Genomic DNA, 16,694 nt, shown 5'->3' with positions numbered 1-16,694 from the left:
CCCACAGGTTGCTGTGGTGTCTGATATAGGTGCGTTATCCAGCAAAAAGGGGCCAAAACCCTAGGTTTATGGCAAACTTCGCGCCTATAAACGCCAGCCCCGCGGTTTTGAGCCTTCACGGTCTCGGGCAGGTCGGAATAAAGCGATGCCAGGTTTGCGTCCCCCGGATGAGAATAGACCCTTTGTGTATTGGTACGTCGGTGCCAATGCTTTCTGCCTGAACAGATTAGAGACACGACCATGCATAACGTCGTCATCAGCGGCACCGGCCTGTACACCCCGGCCAACAGCATTTCCAACGAAGAGCTGGTGCAGTCTTTCAATGCTTACGTCGCGCAATTCAACGCCGACAACGCCGATGCCATTGCGCGCGGTGAAGTGGAGGCATTGACCGAATCCAGCGCTGCGTTCATCGAAAAAGCCTCCGGCATCAAGAGCCGCTTTGTCATGGACAAGGACGGCATCCTCGACCCGCAACGCATGGCCCCGCGCCTGCCGGAGCGTTCCAACGACGAGTGGTCGGTGCTTTGCCAGATGGCCATCGGTGCCGCCGAACAAGCCTTGCAGCGTGCCGGCAAGACCGCAGCGGACATCGACGGCGTGATCGTCGCCTGCTCCAACCTGCAACGTGCGTACCCGGCCATTGCCATCGAAGTCCAGGAAGCGCTGGGCATCCAGGGTTTCGGTTTCGACATGAACGTGGCGTGTTCCTCGGCGACCTTCGGTATCCAGACCGCCGCCAACAGCGTGCAACTGGGCCAGGCCCGGGCGGTCCTGATGGTCAACCCGGAAGTCTGCACCGGCCACCTGAACTTCCGCGACCGTGACAGCCACTTCATCTTCGGCGATGCCGCCACGGCGGTGATCATCGAGCGTGCTGACCTGGCGACGTCCAAGTACCAGTTCGACATCGTCAGCACCAAGCTGCTGACCAAGTTCTCCAACAACATCCGCAACAACTTCGGCTTCCTCAACCGCGCGGCGGAAGAGGGCGTCGGTGCCAGGGACAAACTGTTCGTGCAGGAAGGCCGCAAGGTGTTCCGTGACGTTTGCCCGATGGTGGCCGAGCTGGTCGCAACGCATCTCGAAGAGAACCAGCTCAACGTCAGCGACGTGAAGCGCTTCTGGCTGCACCAGGCCAACCTCAGCATGAACCACCTGATCGTCAAGAAACTGCTGGGCCGCGACGCCACCGAACAGGAAGCGCCGGTAATTCTCGACACCTACGCCAACACCAGCTCCGCCGGTTCCGTGATTGCGTTCCACAAGAACCAGGACGATCTGGCCGCCGGTTCGCTGGCCGTGCTCAGCTCGTTCGGCGCCGGTTATTCGATTGGTAGCGTGTTGCTGCGCAAGTTGTAGGATGTAGGAGCAAGCTCGCTCCTACAGGGAAGGGTTAGCCAAAACAAACAGTCTGGCGTTGATGCATCGGAGGATGATGGGGATCGACACACCAACGCCAAACTGTAAAAGCGGCCCGGGCTTCCTTGCCTGGGTCGTGTAGCGGGGTGAATCAGAACTTGGCTTCGGCATCCAGTTGCAGGGTGTTGATGTCCGAATCTTTCTTGTTGATGTTGGCGTTGGTCTGGTCCGAGGTCGCCATGAAGTAGGTCGCGCCCAGGGCGAAATTCTTGTCCAGATCGTAGCTCACTTTCAGCTTGCTGCCGCGCGAACCGGTGAAACCGTTGGCGAAGTCGGAATCGGTGAAGGCGCCAACCACAGCGTTACGCTGCACGTCGCGGTAGTTGTAGTCCACGTTGAAGCCGTAGAGCCTGGACTTCACACCGGCCAGCCAGCCAGTGTCCTGGTCGTTGCTGGCATCGGTGTTGTTGACGTACTGACCATAGATCGACAGCGGAACCGGCAGGTTGCTGAAGTCCAGCTGACCAAAGCCTTCGTACAATTTGAAGGTTTCGCCCGGGCTGTTGCCGTTGACGGCCAGGGCGCATGGCGTGGTAACGGTGCCGGAGGTAGGGCAGGCACTGCTGCTGTCGTTGTCGTAGGAGTAGATGCTGCCGCCCAACGTCATTTTCATGCTGTCGGTGATGGCGAAGCGACCACCCAATTGACCCGCGTACAGACGCAGGTCGTGCTTGAACTGCACGCCTTCGCCGTCGACGTTGTCCTTGAGGGTGTAGTGACCGGCGCTACCGAACAGCTCGGTGCTGCCGCTCAGCGGGTACTTGTAGGTGACGGCCAGGCCTTCCGGGTTGATGTCGCTATCCCAGATGATGTCGCCCATGCTCACCCATTGTTGCGGCATCTTGCCGCCAACCAGGTGCAGGTTCTTGATCGCGTCCGGGTGGTAGTCGATGTAACCCTGGTCCAGCCAGATCTGCTTCTTGTCGAAGTAGTTGTTCAGGTCCTGGTTGGTCGAGCGAGCGTCGTCGTTGCTGCCGGTGGCGATACGGATACCGGTGTCGACCTGCGGGTTGATTTCGCTGTAGGCACCCAGGCGGGCACGAATGCGCTGACGGTCCTGGTCCTTGTTGTTTGGCACGCCATCGTTGTGCACGGTTTCTTCACGGAAGCGTACGTCACCCTTGAACTGGGTCTTGGCGGCCCATGCCAGCTTCTGGTCAAAGGTGCTGAGTGCGTCGGTTTTCTTCGCGGTGGCCGCGATTTGCTCGTTAGTCTCTTGCTGAGCCTGACGGGCGATCTGCTGGTCTTTCTGATCCCTGGCCAGCTCGGCTTGCAGTTCGCTGTACTGCGCGTTGGTGATCGAGCCGTTAGCCTTGAGCATGTCGAGCAGTTTGGCGTCGACTGCAGCACTGGCCGGAACGCTCATGGCCAGCAACAGGCCACCACACAAGGCCGCCGCAGTTTTCGTGGAAGCAAGACGCATATCAATCTCCGAAGATGAGAGGGGATGACAGAGCCATCCGGGACACAACCGACCGTTAGGGGCGGAAAACAGTGACCGGGTATAACCCGGCGCTCTAAAAACAGGCGCCAGTATCGCGATGGTTTATGACAGAGCAGTGGCACTGTGATGTCATGTCGATGACTATACAAAGTCGCCGTGAACTATTGAGTTAGAGCACTGTCGTCGGTTTGCTCGTGTGCAATGCAGAGCGATAGGCGATACTCGCGGGGCTTTCACGCCATGAAGAGTGAGGATGGTGATGCCGTTGCAACGCCTGCAAAAACTGTCAGAAATCGCCCCGCAGACCTGGGACACCCTGGTGCCCGAGACTCAGCCTTTTCTGCGTCACGCCTTTTTGAGCGCACTGGAAGACAGTGGCAGCGTCGGACCCCATACCGGCTGGCAGTCCGAGCATTTGTTGCATGTTGAAGGTGAGCGCTTGATCGCCGCGCTACCCGGTTATCGCAAGTGGCATTCCTACGGCGAATACGTGTTCGATCACGCCTGGGCCGATGCCTGTGAACGCGCCGGCATCGATTACTACCCCAAGCTGTTGAGCGCGGTGCCGTTCAGTCCGGTCAGCGGGCCGCGGCTGTTGGCGGCCACGGTCGAAGACGGTTTTGAGTTATTGAAAAGCCTGCCGGGTTACCTTGAACTCGAAGGGCTCTCCAGCGCCCACATCAACTTCACCGATCCGTTCACCGACGCGGCACTGAGCGAGCAACCGGGCTGGCTGCAGCGCGTTGGCTGTCAATACCACTGGCAGAATCGCGGCTACCGGGATTTCCAGGACTTCCTCGACGTGCTCAGTTCGCGCAAGCGCAAACAGATGCGCAAGGAGCGCGAGCAGGTGGCCGGGCAGGGCTTCGAATTTGAGTGGCTTGAAGGGCGGGAGCTGAGTCAGGCGCAATGGGATTTCGTCTATGCCTGCTACGCCAATACCTATGCGGTGCGCCGACAAGCGCCATATTTGACGCGGGAGTTTTTCAGCCTGTTGGCCGAACGCATGCCTGAGTCGATTCGTGTGGTGCTGGCCAAACAAGGTTCACGGCCAGTGGCGATGGCGTTCAGTCTGGTGGGGGGTGACAGCTTTTATGGCCGTTACTGGGGATGCCTGGCGGAGTTCGATCGCCTGCATTTCGAGACCTGTTTCTACCAGGGCATGGACTATGCCATCGCCAACGGTTTCCAGCGTTTCGATGCCGGGGCCCAGGGCGAGCACAAACTGATTCGTGGATTCGAGCCAGTCATTACCCACTCCTGGCACTACTTGCGGCATCCGGGATTGAAAGCGGCGGTGAAAGATTTTCTGGAGCAGGAGCGGCTGGGCGTGTTGGCTTATGCTGAGGATGCGAAGTCAGCCTTGCCTTATCGACAAGGCTGATCTTCAGCGTTTCAGCTTTCTTCTTTGCCCAGCCAGCGATACAGCACGCCGCCGACCACCGCGCCGAGCAGCGGTGCGACCCAGAACATCCACAATTGTTGAATCGCCCAGCCACCAACGATCAGCGCCGGGCCGGTGCTGCGCGCCGGGTTGACCGAGGTGTTGGTGACCGGGATCGAGATCAGGTGGATGAGCGTCAACCCCAGGCCGATGGCAATCGGTGCCAGTCCTGCCGGTGCACGTTTGTCGGTGGCACCGAGGATGATCAGGATGAACATCGCCGTCATCACCAGTTCACAGACAAACCCTGCCGCCATCGAATAGCCGCCAGGCGAGTGTTCGCCATAGCCGTTGGACGCCAGGCCTCCCGCCAGTTCGAAACCGGGTTTGCCGCTGGCAATGAAGTACAGCAGGGCGGCTGCAATCACGCCGCCAATGACCTGGGCAACGATGTAGGCCGGCAATTCCTTGGCCGCAAAGCGCCCACCCACCACCAGGCCGAGGGACACCGCAGGATTGAGATGACAGCCGGAAATATGGCCGATGGCGAAAGCCATGGTCAGCACGGTCAGGCCAAATGCGAAGGACACCCCGAGCAGGCCGATCCCGACTTCCGGAAAAGCCGCTGCCAACACCGCGCTGCCGCAACCACCCAACACCAGCCAGAACGTACCTACCAACTCAGTCGCCGAACGTTTTAACAGAGACATAAGAGAGTGTCCTTTCGAGATTATGCTGCCTTTAGCATCCAGCCGATGGACTGCAGAACCACCTCCAGAACGTTGAAGTCAGTACAGCACGGTTTTTTCAGAATTCCAGCAGGCATAAAAAACCGCCAGGCCCCGTTGTTGGCGGGGTCTGGCGGTTTTCTAAAATCTTTCGGCTTCACTGGGCCCCCTGTGGGATTGGTGTGTTGTTCAGGGGATCAATCGATCCCGACAAACCCACCGGTCTGGTGTTGCCATAACCGCGCATACAAACCGCCATGGGCGAGCAGCTCCGCATGGCTGCCGGTTTCGGCGATCTTGCCGTTTTCCAGCACCACCAGCCGGTCCATCCGGGCGATGGTCGAGAGCCGGTGAGCGATGGCGATCACGGTTTTGCCCTGCATCAGGGTTTCGAGGCTTTCCTGGATCGCCGCTTCGACTTCCGAATCCAGTGCCGAGGTGGCCTCGTCCATGATCAGGATCGGCGCGTCCTTGAGCAGCACACGGGCAATGGCGATGCGCTGGCGCTGGCCGCCGGAGAGTTTCACCCCGCGCTCACCGACGTGGGCATCGAAACCGGTGCGGCCTTCGGCGTCCGACAGTGAAGGAATGAAGCCGTCAGCCCGGGCCTTGTGCACCGCTTCCCAGAGTTGGGCGTCGGTGGCGTCGGGCTTGCCATACAGCAGGTTGTCGCGGATCGAACGGTGCAGCAGCGAGGTGTCCTGGGTGATCATGCCGATGCGTTCGCGCAGGCTTTCCTGGCTGACGTCGGCGATGTTCTGGCCGTCGATCAGGATGCGTCCGCCTTCGACGTCGTACAGGCGCAGCAGCAGGTTCACCAGGGTCGATTTGCCGGCACCGGACGGGCCGATCAGGCCGATTTTCTCACCGGCCTTGATGGTCAGGTTGAGGTCGCCGATGATCCCGCTCCGCTTGCCATAGTGGAAGTCCACCTGTTCGAAGCGCACTTCGCCACGGGCCACCGCCAGGGGTTTGGCCTGGTCGCGGTCGGTAACGGAGACCGGTTGCGAAATGGTCTGCAGACCGTCCTGCACCATGCCGATGTTTTCGAAAATGCCGGTGACCACCCACATGATCCAGCCGGACATGTTGACGATGCGGATCACCAGGCCGGTGGCCAGGGCGATGGCACCCACGCTGATCAATGACTGGGTCCACAACCACAGGGCCAGGCCGGTGGTGCAGACGATCAGCAAGCCGTTCATGCTGGTGATGGCCACGTCCATACTGGTGACCACGCGACCGGCCAGTTGCGCCTTCTCGGTCTGTTCCTTGATGGCTTCGCGGGCGTATTGCTGTTCGAAGTTGGTGTGGGCGAACAGCTTCAGGGTGGTGATATTGGTGTAGCCGTCGACAATCCGCCCCATGAGTTTGGAACGCGCATCGGAGGCCATCACCGAGCGATCCTTCACCCTTGGCACGAAGTAACAGAGGGCACTGATGAATGCGACGATCCAGGTCAGCAGCGGTAGCATCAGGCGCCAGTCCGCTTCGGCGAACAGCACCAGGGAGCTGATGGCGTAAATCAGCACATGCCACAGGGCATCCACGGCCTGCACGGCGGAATCGCGCAGTGAGTTGCCGGTTTGCATGATGCGTTGGGCGATGCGCCCGGCGAAGTCGTTCTGGAAGAAATTCAGGCTTTGCTTGAGCACGTAGCTGTGGTTCTGCCAGCGGATCATGCTGGTCATGCTGGGGCTCAGGGTCTGGTGCACCAGCAGGTCATGCAGGCCGACAAAGATCGGGCGCAGCACCAGCGCAACCACCACCATCCAGGTCAGTTCGAGGGCGTGTTCCTGGAACAAATTGATGTTCGGCGTGCCTTGGGCCAGGTCGATGATGCGGCTCAGGTAGCTGAACAATGCCACTTCGATCAAGGCACCCATCAGGCCGACGATCAGCAGGGCGGCGAAGCTCGGCCAGACCTGCTTGAGGTAATAAGTGTAGAAAGGGAAAACCCGGTCCGGCGGAGACGCCGTCGGTGCTTCACGGAAAACATCGATCAGTTTTTCAAAACGGCGATAAAGCATGTTTTTTTCGCCCGCGAACGGGCTCTCCTTTAAACGGTTTGAGCGTTGCCGGCAAAGCCGGCAACCGCTCGGACATCCTTGTCCAGCTTAGTCTCAGTCGATGCGCTTGGCCGACTTGATGAACACCGGATCGGCCGGTACGTCCTTCATGCCGCCACGAACGGTGGTTGGCGAATTGACGATGATATCGACCACGTCCATGCCTTTGACCACTTTGCCGAACACCGCGTAGCCGTCGCCCTGGTCAAGGAAGTCGTTGTCCTTGACGTTGATGAAGAACTGGCTGGTGGCCGAGTCAGGCACCGAGGTACGGGCCATGGACAAGGTGCCACGCACGTTGACCAGGCCGTTCTTGTGCTCGTTCTTGATCGGGTCCTTGGTATCTTTTTGCTGCATGGCCTGGGTGAAGCCGCCGCCCTGGACCATGAAACCCGGAATCACCCGGTGGAAAATCGTGTTGTTGTAGAAGCCGCTGTCGACGTACTCAAGGAAGTTCCTGGTACTGATCGGGGCCTTGACCGGGTCCAGTTCGATTTCGATCTGGCCGTTGGTGGTGTCCAGCAGTACGTGCGGGGCCTTTTCCGGCGTCGCGGCCATCAGGTTGGCGGCAAACAGGACGGAGCCTGCGGCGAGGGCGATTTTTTTCAGCATGGGTCAGTGATCCTGAGTGGTGGTGTCGACTGCGGTCAGAAATTCCAGCAGTGTCTGGTTGAAGTGTTCCGGCTGGTCCAGCGGCGTGGCGTGGCGGGAATCGGCGATCACCACCAGCCGCGCGTCGGGCAGCAGTTTGACGTAGTTTTCCTTCAGCGCCACCGGTGTGTAGTCACGGTCGGCACTGACGATGAGGGTTGGACAGGTGACCTTCGAAAGTCGTTCCTGAACCCCCCAGCCGACAATGGCATTGAAGCTGGCGAGATAAGCATGTTTATCGTTTTTTGCCCAGCGTTCGGCCATCTTTTGTCGCAAGTCGGCCTGCTCGGGCTTGGGGAACAATTTGCCGCCCAGCGCCTTGCCGATGGTGCCCAGGCTAAGGGCGCGTATCAGGCTCCAGCGCTTGAACCACTGCCAGTAGTCATCGCGGCTGCGCAGTTTGACCTCGGGGGCGCTGTTGACGATGCACAGGCTCTTGAGCAGTTGCGGCTGATCCACGCCCAGCTGGAAGCCGATCATACCGCCCATCGACAGGCCGACATAATGTGCCGGGCCGAGATTGAGGTGCTCGATCAGTGCAATCAGGTCTGCGCTGAATCCGGCAATGCTGTAGCGCTCCCGGGGTTTGTCGGAGCGACCGTGACCGCGCACATCCGGGACGATCACCCGGTAGCGGGTGGCCAGTGCCGGGATCTGTTTTTCCCAGTCCAGCGTGCTGGAGCCCAGACCGTGGACCAGCAGCAGCGGCGTGCCGTGGCCATATTCCTCATAGTGCAGGTTGCAACCTTCGTGTTCGAAATAGGCCATGCATACACTCCGTGTCAGGCTTGTTCGGGGGCGGCGAACGGTGCGTCCAGTGGTGCGGTATCAAACGTGCGCAGCAGCTCGATGAGAATCTGCGTGGCCGGCCCGAGCGGTTTGTCCTTGTTCGAATACAGGTAAAAGCTCGGGTTGCGGCTACCGCCCTGATCCAACGGTAGCAGCTTGAGCGTACCTTCCTTGAGTTCCCGTTCGATCATGTGCCGGGGCAGCCACGCAAACCCCAGACCGCTGCTGACGAAGGTTGCGGCGGTGGCCAGGCTGCCGACGGTCCAGCGCTGTTCGGCACCGAGCCAGCCGACGTCCCGTGGTTGCTGGCGGCCCGAGTCGCGGATCACCACTTGCATCTGGCTTTCCAGGTCCTGGAAGCTCAGTTCACGCTTGAGGAGGTGCAGGGAATGCTCCGGGTGGGCGACGGCGACGAACTCGACGTCACTCAATTCTGCGCCCAGGTAACCGGGAATGCTGAACCCGGTGATGGCCAGGTCGGCCACACCTTCGAGCAGGACTTCTTCCACGCCCGACAGCACTTCCTCACGCAGGCGCACCCGGCAGCCACGGCTTTGCGGCATGAACGCGGTCAAGGCGCGGACCAGGCGGGCGCTTGGGTAAGCGGCATCGACCACCAGACGCACTTCGGCTTCCCAGCCCTGCTCCATGTGATGGGCCAGGTCTTCCAGCTGACTGGCCTGTTTCACCAATTGCCGGGAGCGGCGCAACAGCACGCCGCCGGCTTCGGTCAGCACGGCTTTGCGCCCGTCGATGCGCAGCAACGGCACGCCGAGCTGATCCTGCATACGGGCCACGGTGTAGCTGACCGACGATTGTGAGCGATGCAGTGCCTCGGCGGCCTGGGCGAAACCACCGTGATCGACCACGGCTTGCAGCGTTCGCCATTGATCAAGGGTCACGCGGGGCGCTTTCATGTGGAGCTCCTCTTGTCCTAAGCTGGCAGCCCTTACTGGAGGCTGCTGAATGAAAAAATTCTGTTGTGTGCTGCTGGCGCTGCTGCCGCTGACGGCGATGGCTTACCCGATTGATGTACAGAAGAACCTCAACGGAATGAAGATCGACTACGAAACCTTCGATACCGATAGCGATATCGGCTCCATCCGGGTCGCCAACTACGGCGACGTCGATGCGAGCTGCAAGGCGGTTTTCAGCAATGGCCCTGAAGCTCCGCGCACCCGCAAGATCGACGTACCGGCCGGCAAACACAAAAACGCCACGGCCAAATTCAGCCGCAACATCATCAAATTGCGCATCGGGCTGACCTGTACCCCGAAATGACTTCAAACTCCTGTGGGAGCGGGCCTGTGGCGAAGCAGCCCCAAAATCTCTGGTGCACCGAAGATCTTGTGAGTGCTGCGTACTCAAACGGGGCGATGCGGCGTTCCGACAAGCCCCCTCACCACAGGACTCGCTCCTACAGGCGGCATGGTTTGCTTATAAACGAATTTATCGATGGGTTGTAGCAGTTATTTGCGCTTTTTCATCGATATGACTCTGTTTAACCTTCACTCCATCGACCTACAGCATTCTCAGATGGAGGCTACATCCCATGTCCCGCGTTCTGATCATCGAAAGCAGTGCCCGTCAGCAAGACTCGGTTTCCCGTCAACTGACCCAGACCTTCATCAGCCAGTGGAAAGCCGCTCACCCGAATGACCAGATCACCGTCCGCGACCTGGCCGTGAAGCCGGTGCCGCACCTGGACATCAACCTGCTGGGTGGCTGGATGAAACCCGCCGAGCAGCGCAGCGACATCGAACAGGCGTCTCTGGAACGCTCCAACCAGTTGACCGACGAATTGCTCGCCGCCGATGTACTGGTGATGGCCGCACCGATGTACAACTTCGCCATCCCCAGCACCCTGAAAGCCTGGCTCGACCATGTGCTGCGGGCCGGCGTGACCTTCAAGTACACCGAAACCGGCCCGCAAGGCCTGCTCAGCGGCAAGCGAGCCTATGTGTTGACGGCCCGCGGCGGCATCTACGCCGGCAGCACCGCCGATCACCAGGAACCCTACCTGCGTCAGGTCATGGGCTTCATCGGCATCCACGACGTGACGTTCATCCACGCCGAAGGCATGAACCTGGGCGGTGACTTCCAGGAGAAAGGCCTGAACCAGGCGAACGCCAAGCTCTCGCAAGTGGCCTGACCGGTTAATCGCCAGATAATCGCTGGATGGTCTAGTGACCTGGCGCAACCCTTCAAGCCTGTACGCGCATCGAACCTCCCTTCGCACTTGTTGCCCCTGAGTGCTCTTGCCCGATTGAACGCTTTAGCGAGATCGGGCTTTTTTTTGCCTGTGATCTGACAAACACCTAAAAACCTGTGGGAGCGAGCTTGCTCGCGATGACGGAGTATCAGTCGACAATGATGTTGACTGATCCTCCGCTATCGCGAGCAAGCTCGCTCCCACAAGGAATTTGTATTATCTGGGTGTTCGCGATCAGCAGCAAAACCCGCTATCGTCGCCGCCATTCGAAATGAGGCGAGCATGGGCTATCTACTTTTTGTCACGCTGATCCAGGCGTTTTCCTTCAGTTTGATCGGCGAGTACCTGGCCGGTCATGTCGACAGTTACTTCGCAGTGCTGGTACGCGTACTGCTGGCGGGGCTGGTGTTCATCCCGCTGACCCGCTGGCGCTCGGTTGAGCCGGCATTCATGCGCGGCATGCTGCTGATCGGCGCGTTGCAGTTTGGCGTGACCTACGTCTGCCTGTACCTGAGCTTTCGTGTACTGACGGTGCCGGAAGTGTTGTTGTTCACCATCCTCACGCCGCTGCACGTGACCCTGATCGAAGATGCACTGAACCGTCGCTTCAATCCCTGGGCCCTGGTCGCGGCGCTGGTGGCGGTGGCGGGGGCTGCGGTGATTCGCTTTGACCGGATCAACCCGGACTTCCTCATGGGTTTCCTGTTGCTGCAACTGGCCAACTTCACCTACGCCGCTGGCCAGGTGCTGTACAAACACCTGGTCGCACGCCACCCGAGCGACCTGCCACATTACCGTCGCTTCGGCTACTTCTACCTCGGCGCGCTGGCGGTGGTGTTGCCGGCGTTTCTACTATTCGGCAAACAGAACTTCCTGCCCGAAGCGCCGTTGCAATGGGGTGTGCTGCTGTTCCTCGGCCTGGTCTCGACCGCTTTGGGGCTCTACTGGTGGAACAAGGGTGCGTGCATGGTCAATGGCGGGACGCTGGCGGTGATGAACAACCTGCATGTGCCGGTGGGGTTGCTGATCAATCTGCTGATCTGGAACCAGCATGAAGAACTGGGGCGGTTGTTTCTCGGCGGTTCGGTGATTTTGATGGCGGTGTGGATCAGTCGGTTGGGCGCACGCAAACCTCTGGCCGTTCACTGAACCCTGGATAACCCGATATCCCTGTAGGAGCGAGCCTGCTCGCGATTGCGGTGGATCAGGCAACATCATCGTCGACTGACACTCCGCCATCGCGAGCAGGCTCGCTCCTACAAGGGATTGTGTGATCTGCGAAAATCATTTCGGCGCCAGTTGCCCCACCAGAAACTCGATAAACGCCCGGGTCTTCTGCGGCACCCGCCGCGCCGACGAATACACCGCGTTGATGGTGATCGCCGGGGCTTGCCATTCGCACAGCACCGGCACCAGCCGCCCGGCCACCAGCGCATCCTCGACGATGAAGTCGGGCAGCAGGGCGATGCCCATGCCGGCTTCGGCCGCCTGGGCGAGCAAGTCGCCATTATTGGCGTGCAATGGACCGGTGACGTTCACCCGCTGGGTTTCCTTGCCATTGCACAGTTGCAGGCTGACACCGCTTTGCAGATACCCGTAGTTCAGGCATTGGTGGGCGCGCAGATCCTGCGGAGTCTGCGGAACGCCCGCGCGGTCGAGATAAGCCGGGGACGCCACCATGATGCGCGGTGCGGGCGCCAGTTGCCGGGCGATCATCGTCGAGTCGGGCATGCTGGCGATGCGGATGGTCACGTCAAACCCGCCCCGCACGGGATCGACCTGCTGGTCGCTGAGCACCAGTTGCAGCTCAATGTTCGGGTGCTGTTCATGAAACAGCGGAATCAACGGCCCCAGCCGCCGAAGACCGAACGACATCGGCGCATTGACCCGCAACACACCGCGTAACTCGCCGATGCCGTCACGGGCGCGTTGCTCGGCCTCGTCCAGTGCTGCCAACACCTCTCGTGCTGCATCGAAATACTCGGCCCCGGCCTCGGTCAGGTGCAGGCTGCGGGTGGTGCGTTGCAGCAATTGCACGCCGATGGCTTCTTCCAGTGCCTGAATCTGTTTACTGACTTTCGAGCGCGGCACGTCCATGGCCCGGGCGGCTGCGGCGAAGCCGTTCTCGCCGACCGTGACGACGAAGGCGCGCATGCATTCGATGCGATCCATATTGTCCCTAATTTAGAATCAATGATTCTCTATTTTAGGTAATTGTCCCTTTTATCGCCAGCCCCTAAAGTGACATCCAAGCCGACGACAACGCCGCTGAAGGCAGCGTCGACTAACCCCTTACCCATTCGAAGTATCGACATCAAAAGGAACGCGCCATGTCTATTCGTGAACTGCTCAACCCAACCAACTCCGCCCTGATCCTGATCGACCACCAGCCGCAAATGGCATTCGGCGTTCAGTCCATCGATCGTCAGACCCTGAAGAACAACACCGTTGGCCTGGCCAAGGCGGCGAAGATCTTCAACGTACCGACCATCTACACCTCGGTCGAAACCGAAAGCTTCAGCGGCTACATCTGGCCCGAATTGCTGGCCGTGCACCCGGAGCAAAAACCGATCGAGCGCACCTCGATGAACTCCTGGGAAGACAAGGCACTGGTAGACGCGGTGAAAGCCACCGGGCGCAAAAAGCTGATCATCGCCGCGCTGTGGACCGAGGTCTGCCTGACTTTCCCGGCACTGGAAGCCCTGGCTGAAGGCTACGAGGTGTACATCGTCACCGACGCCTCCGGCGGCACCAGCAAGGAAGCCCACGACATGTCGGTGCAACGGATGATTCAGGCCGGCGCGGTACCGGTGACCTGGCAGCAAGTGTTGCTCGAATACCAGCGTGACTGGGCGCACAAGGATACCTACGAGGCGGTGATGGAACTGGTGCTGGAACACAGCGGCGCGTACGGCATGGGCGTGGACTACGCCTACACCATGGTGCACAAGGCACCGCAGCGGCAGGTCAAGTAACTCGCAAATTCTGAAAACGATGTAACCCTTGTGGGAGCGGGCTTGCTCCGGGCGGCGTTCCGACGATTGCGGACTGTCAGACGACACCTATGTTGACTGGCACGACCTCATCGCGAGCAAGCTCGCTCCCACAGGTTTTGACGGTGTTACACCCTGCGTTTTTCGGCTTCGGGAAGATGGCTCGCGCCCAGCACCGCCGGCAATATCCCCGCACGCAAATCCGATCCGCTCGGCTGCTGGTAAAGACTCAACCCAAACTCCGGCAGCACCGCCAGCAGGTAGTCGAAAATATCCCCCTGGATTCGCTCGTAATCGGCCCACGCCGTAGTGCGGGTGAAACAGTAGATTTCCAGCGGAATACCCTGGGCCGTTGTCTGCATCTGACGCACCATGCAGGTCATGTTCGGCTGGATCTCCGTGTGACTCTTCAGGTAAGCCAGCGCATAGGCGCGCAAAGTGCCGATATTGGTCATCCGCCGGCGGTTGGCGGACATGGCCGCGACGTTGCCCTGGGCTTCGTTCCAGGCCTTGAGTTCGGCCTGTTTGCGGGTCATGTAATCGGTGAGCAAGTGCACCTGGGACAGCTTCTGCTCTTCGTCGTCACGCAGAAAGCGTACGCCGCTGGCGTCGATGAACAGGCTGCGTTTGATCCGGCGACCACCGGAAGCCTGCATACCGCGCCAGTTCTTGAATGACTCGGACATCAGGCGCCAGGTCGGGATCGAGACGATGGTCTTGTCGAAGTTCTGCACTTTGACTGTGTGCAGCGTGATGTCCACCACATCGCCGTCGGCGCCGACCTGGGGCATCTCGATCCAGTCGCCGACCCGCAGCATGTCGTTGCTGGTCAACTGCACGCTGGCGACGAACGACAACAAGGTGTCCTTGTAGACCAGCAGAATCACCGCCGACATGGCACCCAGCCCCGAGAGCAGCAACAGCGGCGAGCGGTCGATCAGCGTGGCGACGATGATGATCGCGCCAAACACGTACAACACCATTTTCGCCAGTTGCACATAGCCTTTGATCGAACGGGTGCGGGCATGCTCGGTGCGGGCGTAGATGTCCAGCAGGGCATTGAGCAGGGCGCTGACCGACAGCAGCAGAAACAGCAAGGTGAAGGACAGCGCGACGTTGCCGAGGAAATTCAGACTGGCCTTGCTCAGGTCCGGCACCAGGTTGAGACCGAACTGGATCACCAGCGAAGGCGTGATTTGCGCCAGGCGATGGAACACCTTGTTCTGCAGGAAATCATTGATCCAGTGCAAGGTCGGCTGGCGGCCGAGCATTTTCGTCGCGTGCAGAATGAGGTAGCGCGCCACCCGTCCGAGGAACAGGGCAATCACCAACAGCAGCAACAGCGACAGGCTGGAGTGCACGAGCGGGTGCTGGTCGAGGGCACCCCAAAGGTCCAGGACGTTGGTCCAGAGCTGTTTGATATCCATGGTCGAAAACGATTCTTCTGTAAGGCGCGAGAGGGGATTAGAGCATTTAAGACGCTTTGTATTACGTTTCGGGAAAAACCAGGCAACAAAAAACCAACTGTTTAACGCCATTTGTATAAAGAAACTCGGCCTGAGCGCTCGAAACCGTTACCCTATGCAGCTGTTTTTTTGCATTTCTTCGAGGTAGCACCCGTGTTTTCCCAATTCGCCCTGCACGAACGCCTGCTCAAAGCCGTGGCCGAGCTGAAATTTGTCGAGCCAACGCCTGTGCAAGCAGCGGCCATCCCGCTGGCGCTCCAAGGGCGTGACCTGCGGGTGACGGCGCAAACCGGTAGCGGCAAAACCGCTGCATTCGTTTTGCCCATCCTCAACCGTCTGATCGGCCCGGCGAAAATCCGCGTCAGCATCAAGACCCTGATCCTGTTGCCGACCCGCGAACTGGCCCAGCAGACCCTGAAAGAAGTTGAACGCTTCTCGCAGTTCACCTTCATCAAGTCCGGCCTGATCACTGGCGGCGAAGACTTCAAGGTCCAGGCCGCCATGCTGCGCAAGGTGCCGGACATCCTGATCGGTACGCCGGGCCGGATGATCGAGCAACTGAACGCCGGCAACCTCGACCTGAAAGAAGTTGAAGTACTGGTGCTCGACGAAGCCGACCGCATGCTCGACATGGGCTTCGCCGAGGACGTGCAGCGTCTGGTGGAAGAGTGCACCAACCGTCAGCAGACCATGCTGTTCTCCGCTACGACCGGTGGTTCGGGTCTGCGCGAGATGATCGCCAAGGTCCTGAACAACCCTGAGCACTTGCAGCTCAATGCGGTCAGCCAGCTGAACGACACCACCCGCCAGCAAATCATTACCGCTGACCACAATCAGCACAAAGAACAGATCGTCAACTGGCTGCTGGCCAACGAGACCTACCAGAAGGCTATCGTCTTCACCAACACCCGGGCCATGGCCGACCGCATCTACGGCCGTCTGGTGGCGCAGGAATACAAAGCGTTCGTGCTGCACGGCGAGAAAGACCAGAAGGATCGCAAACTGGCGATCGACCGCCTGAAGCAGGGCGGCGTGAAAATCCTCGTGGCCACCGACGTCGCTGCCCGCGGTCTGGACGTGGACGGTCTGGACCTGGTGATCAACTTCGACATGCCGCGCAGCGGCGACGAATACGTGCACCGCATCGGTCGTACCGGCCGTGCCGGCAACGATGGCCTGGCCATTTCGCTGATCTGCCACGGCGACTGGAACCTGATGTCGAGCATCGAGCGCTACCTCAAGCAGAGCTTCGAGCGCCGCACCATCAAGGAAGTCAAAGGCACCTACGGCGGACCGAAAAAGGTCAAGGCCTCGGGCAAGGCCGTCGGCGTGAAGAAGAAAAAGACCGACGCCAAGGGCGACAAGAAGAAAACCGCCGCCAAAACCCCGACCAAGCGCAAGAGCGCCAACCGGCCGAAGAGCGACTCGCTGGTCAGCAAGGACGGCATGGCCCCGCTCAAGCGCCGCAAGCCGGAAGCGCCGGCGGCTGAGTAAGCCGTTGTCGTGACTCAAAAAAAACCGGACTGATGCCCGGTT

15 protein-coding genes are annotated in these 16,694 nt (G+C 59.8%); 7 read left to right on the top strand and 8 right to left on the bottom strand.

All coding sequences use genetic code 11. From position 1 onward, the window contains the following. Window positions 1–240: 240 nt before the first annotated feature. On the top strand, window positions 241–1,362 hold the full coding sequence (locus ACM6IK_RS12975; RefSeq protein ID WP_414874655.1) for a beta-ketoacyl-ACP synthase III: 1,122 nt from the start codon (window positions 241–243) through the stop codon (window positions 1,360–1,362). 151 nt (window positions 1,363–1,513) lie between these two features. On the opposite strand, the gene ACM6IK_RS12970 is transcribed toward ACM6IK_RS12975, so the two are convergent. Then, entirely contained in the window at window positions 1,514–2,845 is a 1,332-nt protein-coding gene (locus ACM6IK_RS12970) for a putative porin (protein ID WP_108218547.1), read from the bottom strand. A gap of 280 nt (window positions 2,846–3,125) precedes the next feature. Between ACM6IK_RS12970 and ACM6IK_RS12965 the strand changes: the two genes are divergently transcribed. Then, window positions 3,126–4,250, top strand: coding sequence for a GNAT family N-acetyltransferase (locus ACM6IK_RS12965; RefSeq protein ID WP_414874654.1), 1,125 nt, complete (start codon window positions 3,126–3,128; stop codon window positions 4,248–4,250). 11 nt (window positions 4,251–4,261) lie between these two features. On the opposite strand, the gene aqpZ is transcribed toward ACM6IK_RS12965, so the two are convergent. The 5 genes from aqpZ to ACM6IK_RS12940 form a co-directional block, all read right to left on the bottom strand. After that, on the bottom strand, window positions 4,262–4,960 hold the full coding sequence (gene aqpZ / locus ACM6IK_RS12960; protein WP_414874653.1) for an aquaporin Z: 699 nt from the start codon (window positions 4,958–4,960) through the stop codon (window positions 4,262–4,264). Between the two features lie 215 nt (window positions 4,961–5,175). Beyond that, a complete protein-coding gene (locus tag ACM6IK_RS12955; protein ID WP_414874652.1) occupies window positions 5,176–7,008 on the bottom strand; it encodes an ABC transporter ATP-binding protein in 1,833 nt (610 codons plus the stop codon). 93 nt (window positions 7,009–7,101) lie between these two features. Further along, on the bottom strand, window positions 7,102–7,659 hold the full coding sequence (locus ACM6IK_RS12950) for a peptidylprolyl isomerase (protein ID WP_414874651.1): 558 nt from the start codon (window positions 7,657–7,659) through the stop codon (window positions 7,102–7,104). A gap of 3 nt (window positions 7,660–7,662) precedes the next feature. Next, on the bottom strand, window positions 7,663–8,466 hold the full coding sequence (locus ACM6IK_RS12945) for an alpha/beta fold hydrolase (RefSeq protein ID WP_414874650.1): 804 nt from the start codon (window positions 8,464–8,466) through the stop codon (window positions 7,663–7,665). Between the two features lie 14 nt (window positions 8,467–8,480). Next, on the bottom strand, window positions 8,481–9,404 hold the full coding sequence (locus tag ACM6IK_RS12940; RefSeq protein WP_414874649.1) for a LysR family transcriptional regulator: 924 nt from the start codon (window positions 9,402–9,404) through the stop codon (window positions 8,481–8,483). A 49-nt stretch (window positions 9,405–9,453) separates the two neighbouring features. Here ACM6IK_RS12940 and ACM6IK_RS12935 point away from each other — a divergent pair, with 49 nt between their 5' ends. The 3 genes from ACM6IK_RS12935 to ACM6IK_RS12925 all read left to right on the top strand — a co-directional run bounded on the left by ACM6IK_RS12935 (window position 9,454) and on the right by ACM6IK_RS12925 (window position 11,848). Further along, window positions 9,454–9,768 carry a 3-phosphoglycerate kinase gene (locus tag ACM6IK_RS12935; protein ID WP_414874648.1) on the top strand — a complete coding sequence of 105 codons (315 nt, stop codon included), beginning with the start codon at window positions 9,454–9,456 and terminating at the stop codon, window positions 9,766–9,768. Between the two features lie 271 nt (window positions 9,769–10,039). Then, entirely contained in the window at window positions 10,040–10,639 is a 600-nt protein-coding gene (locus ACM6IK_RS12930) for an FMN-dependent NADH-azoreductase (RefSeq protein ID WP_046043697.1), read from the top strand. A gap of 342 nt (window positions 10,640–10,981) precedes the next feature. Beyond that, window positions 10,982–11,848 carry a carboxylate/amino acid/amine transporter gene (locus ACM6IK_RS12925; RefSeq protein WP_414874647.1) on the top strand — a complete coding sequence of 289 codons (867 nt, stop codon included), beginning with the start codon at window positions 10,982–10,984 and terminating at the stop codon, window positions 11,846–11,848. Window positions 11,849–11,983: 135 nt separating this feature from the next. Here ACM6IK_RS12925 and ACM6IK_RS12920 read toward each other — a convergent pair whose 3' ends face one another. Further along, window positions 11,984–12,871 (bottom strand): LysR substrate-binding domain-containing protein, encoded by an 888-nt coding sequence (locus ACM6IK_RS12920; RefSeq protein ID WP_414874646.1) that lies wholly within the window; start codon window positions 12,869–12,871, stop codon window positions 11,984–11,986. 158 nt (window positions 12,872–13,029) lie between these two features. On the opposite strand from ACM6IK_RS12920, the gene ACM6IK_RS12915 reads away from it, so the two are divergent. After that, on the top strand, window positions 13,030–13,674 hold the full coding sequence (locus ACM6IK_RS12915) for a hydrolase (RefSeq protein WP_108218556.1): 645 nt from the start codon (window positions 13,030–13,032) through the stop codon (window positions 13,672–13,674). A 146-nt stretch (window positions 13,675–13,820) separates the two neighbouring features. Here the strand turns inward: ACM6IK_RS12915 and ACM6IK_RS12910 are convergent, their stop codons facing one another. Then, window positions 13,821–15,119: a mechanosensitive ion channel family protein gene (locus ACM6IK_RS12910; RefSeq protein WP_414874645.1), complete on the bottom strand. Its 1,299-nt coding sequence runs from the start codon at window positions 15,117–15,119 to the stop codon at window positions 13,821–13,823. 192 nt (window positions 15,120–15,311) lie between these two features. Between ACM6IK_RS12910 and ACM6IK_RS12905 the strand changes: the two genes are divergently transcribed. Beyond that, window positions 15,312–16,652 carry a DEAD/DEAH box helicase gene (locus tag ACM6IK_RS12905; RefSeq protein WP_108218558.1) on the top strand — a complete coding sequence of 447 codons (1,341 nt, stop codon included), beginning with the start codon at window positions 15,312–15,314 and terminating at the stop codon, window positions 16,650–16,652. Window positions 16,653–16,694: the final 42 nt, after the last annotated feature.

This window comes from Pseudomonas sp. IT-196MI5, assembly GCF_949767415.1.
Lineage (GTDB): Bacteria > Pseudomonadota > Gammaproteobacteria > Pseudomonadales > Pseudomonadaceae > Aquipseudomonas.
Note: the sequence above shows the minus strand (reverse complement) of the source record. Positions and strands in the feature narration are given on the sequence as shown.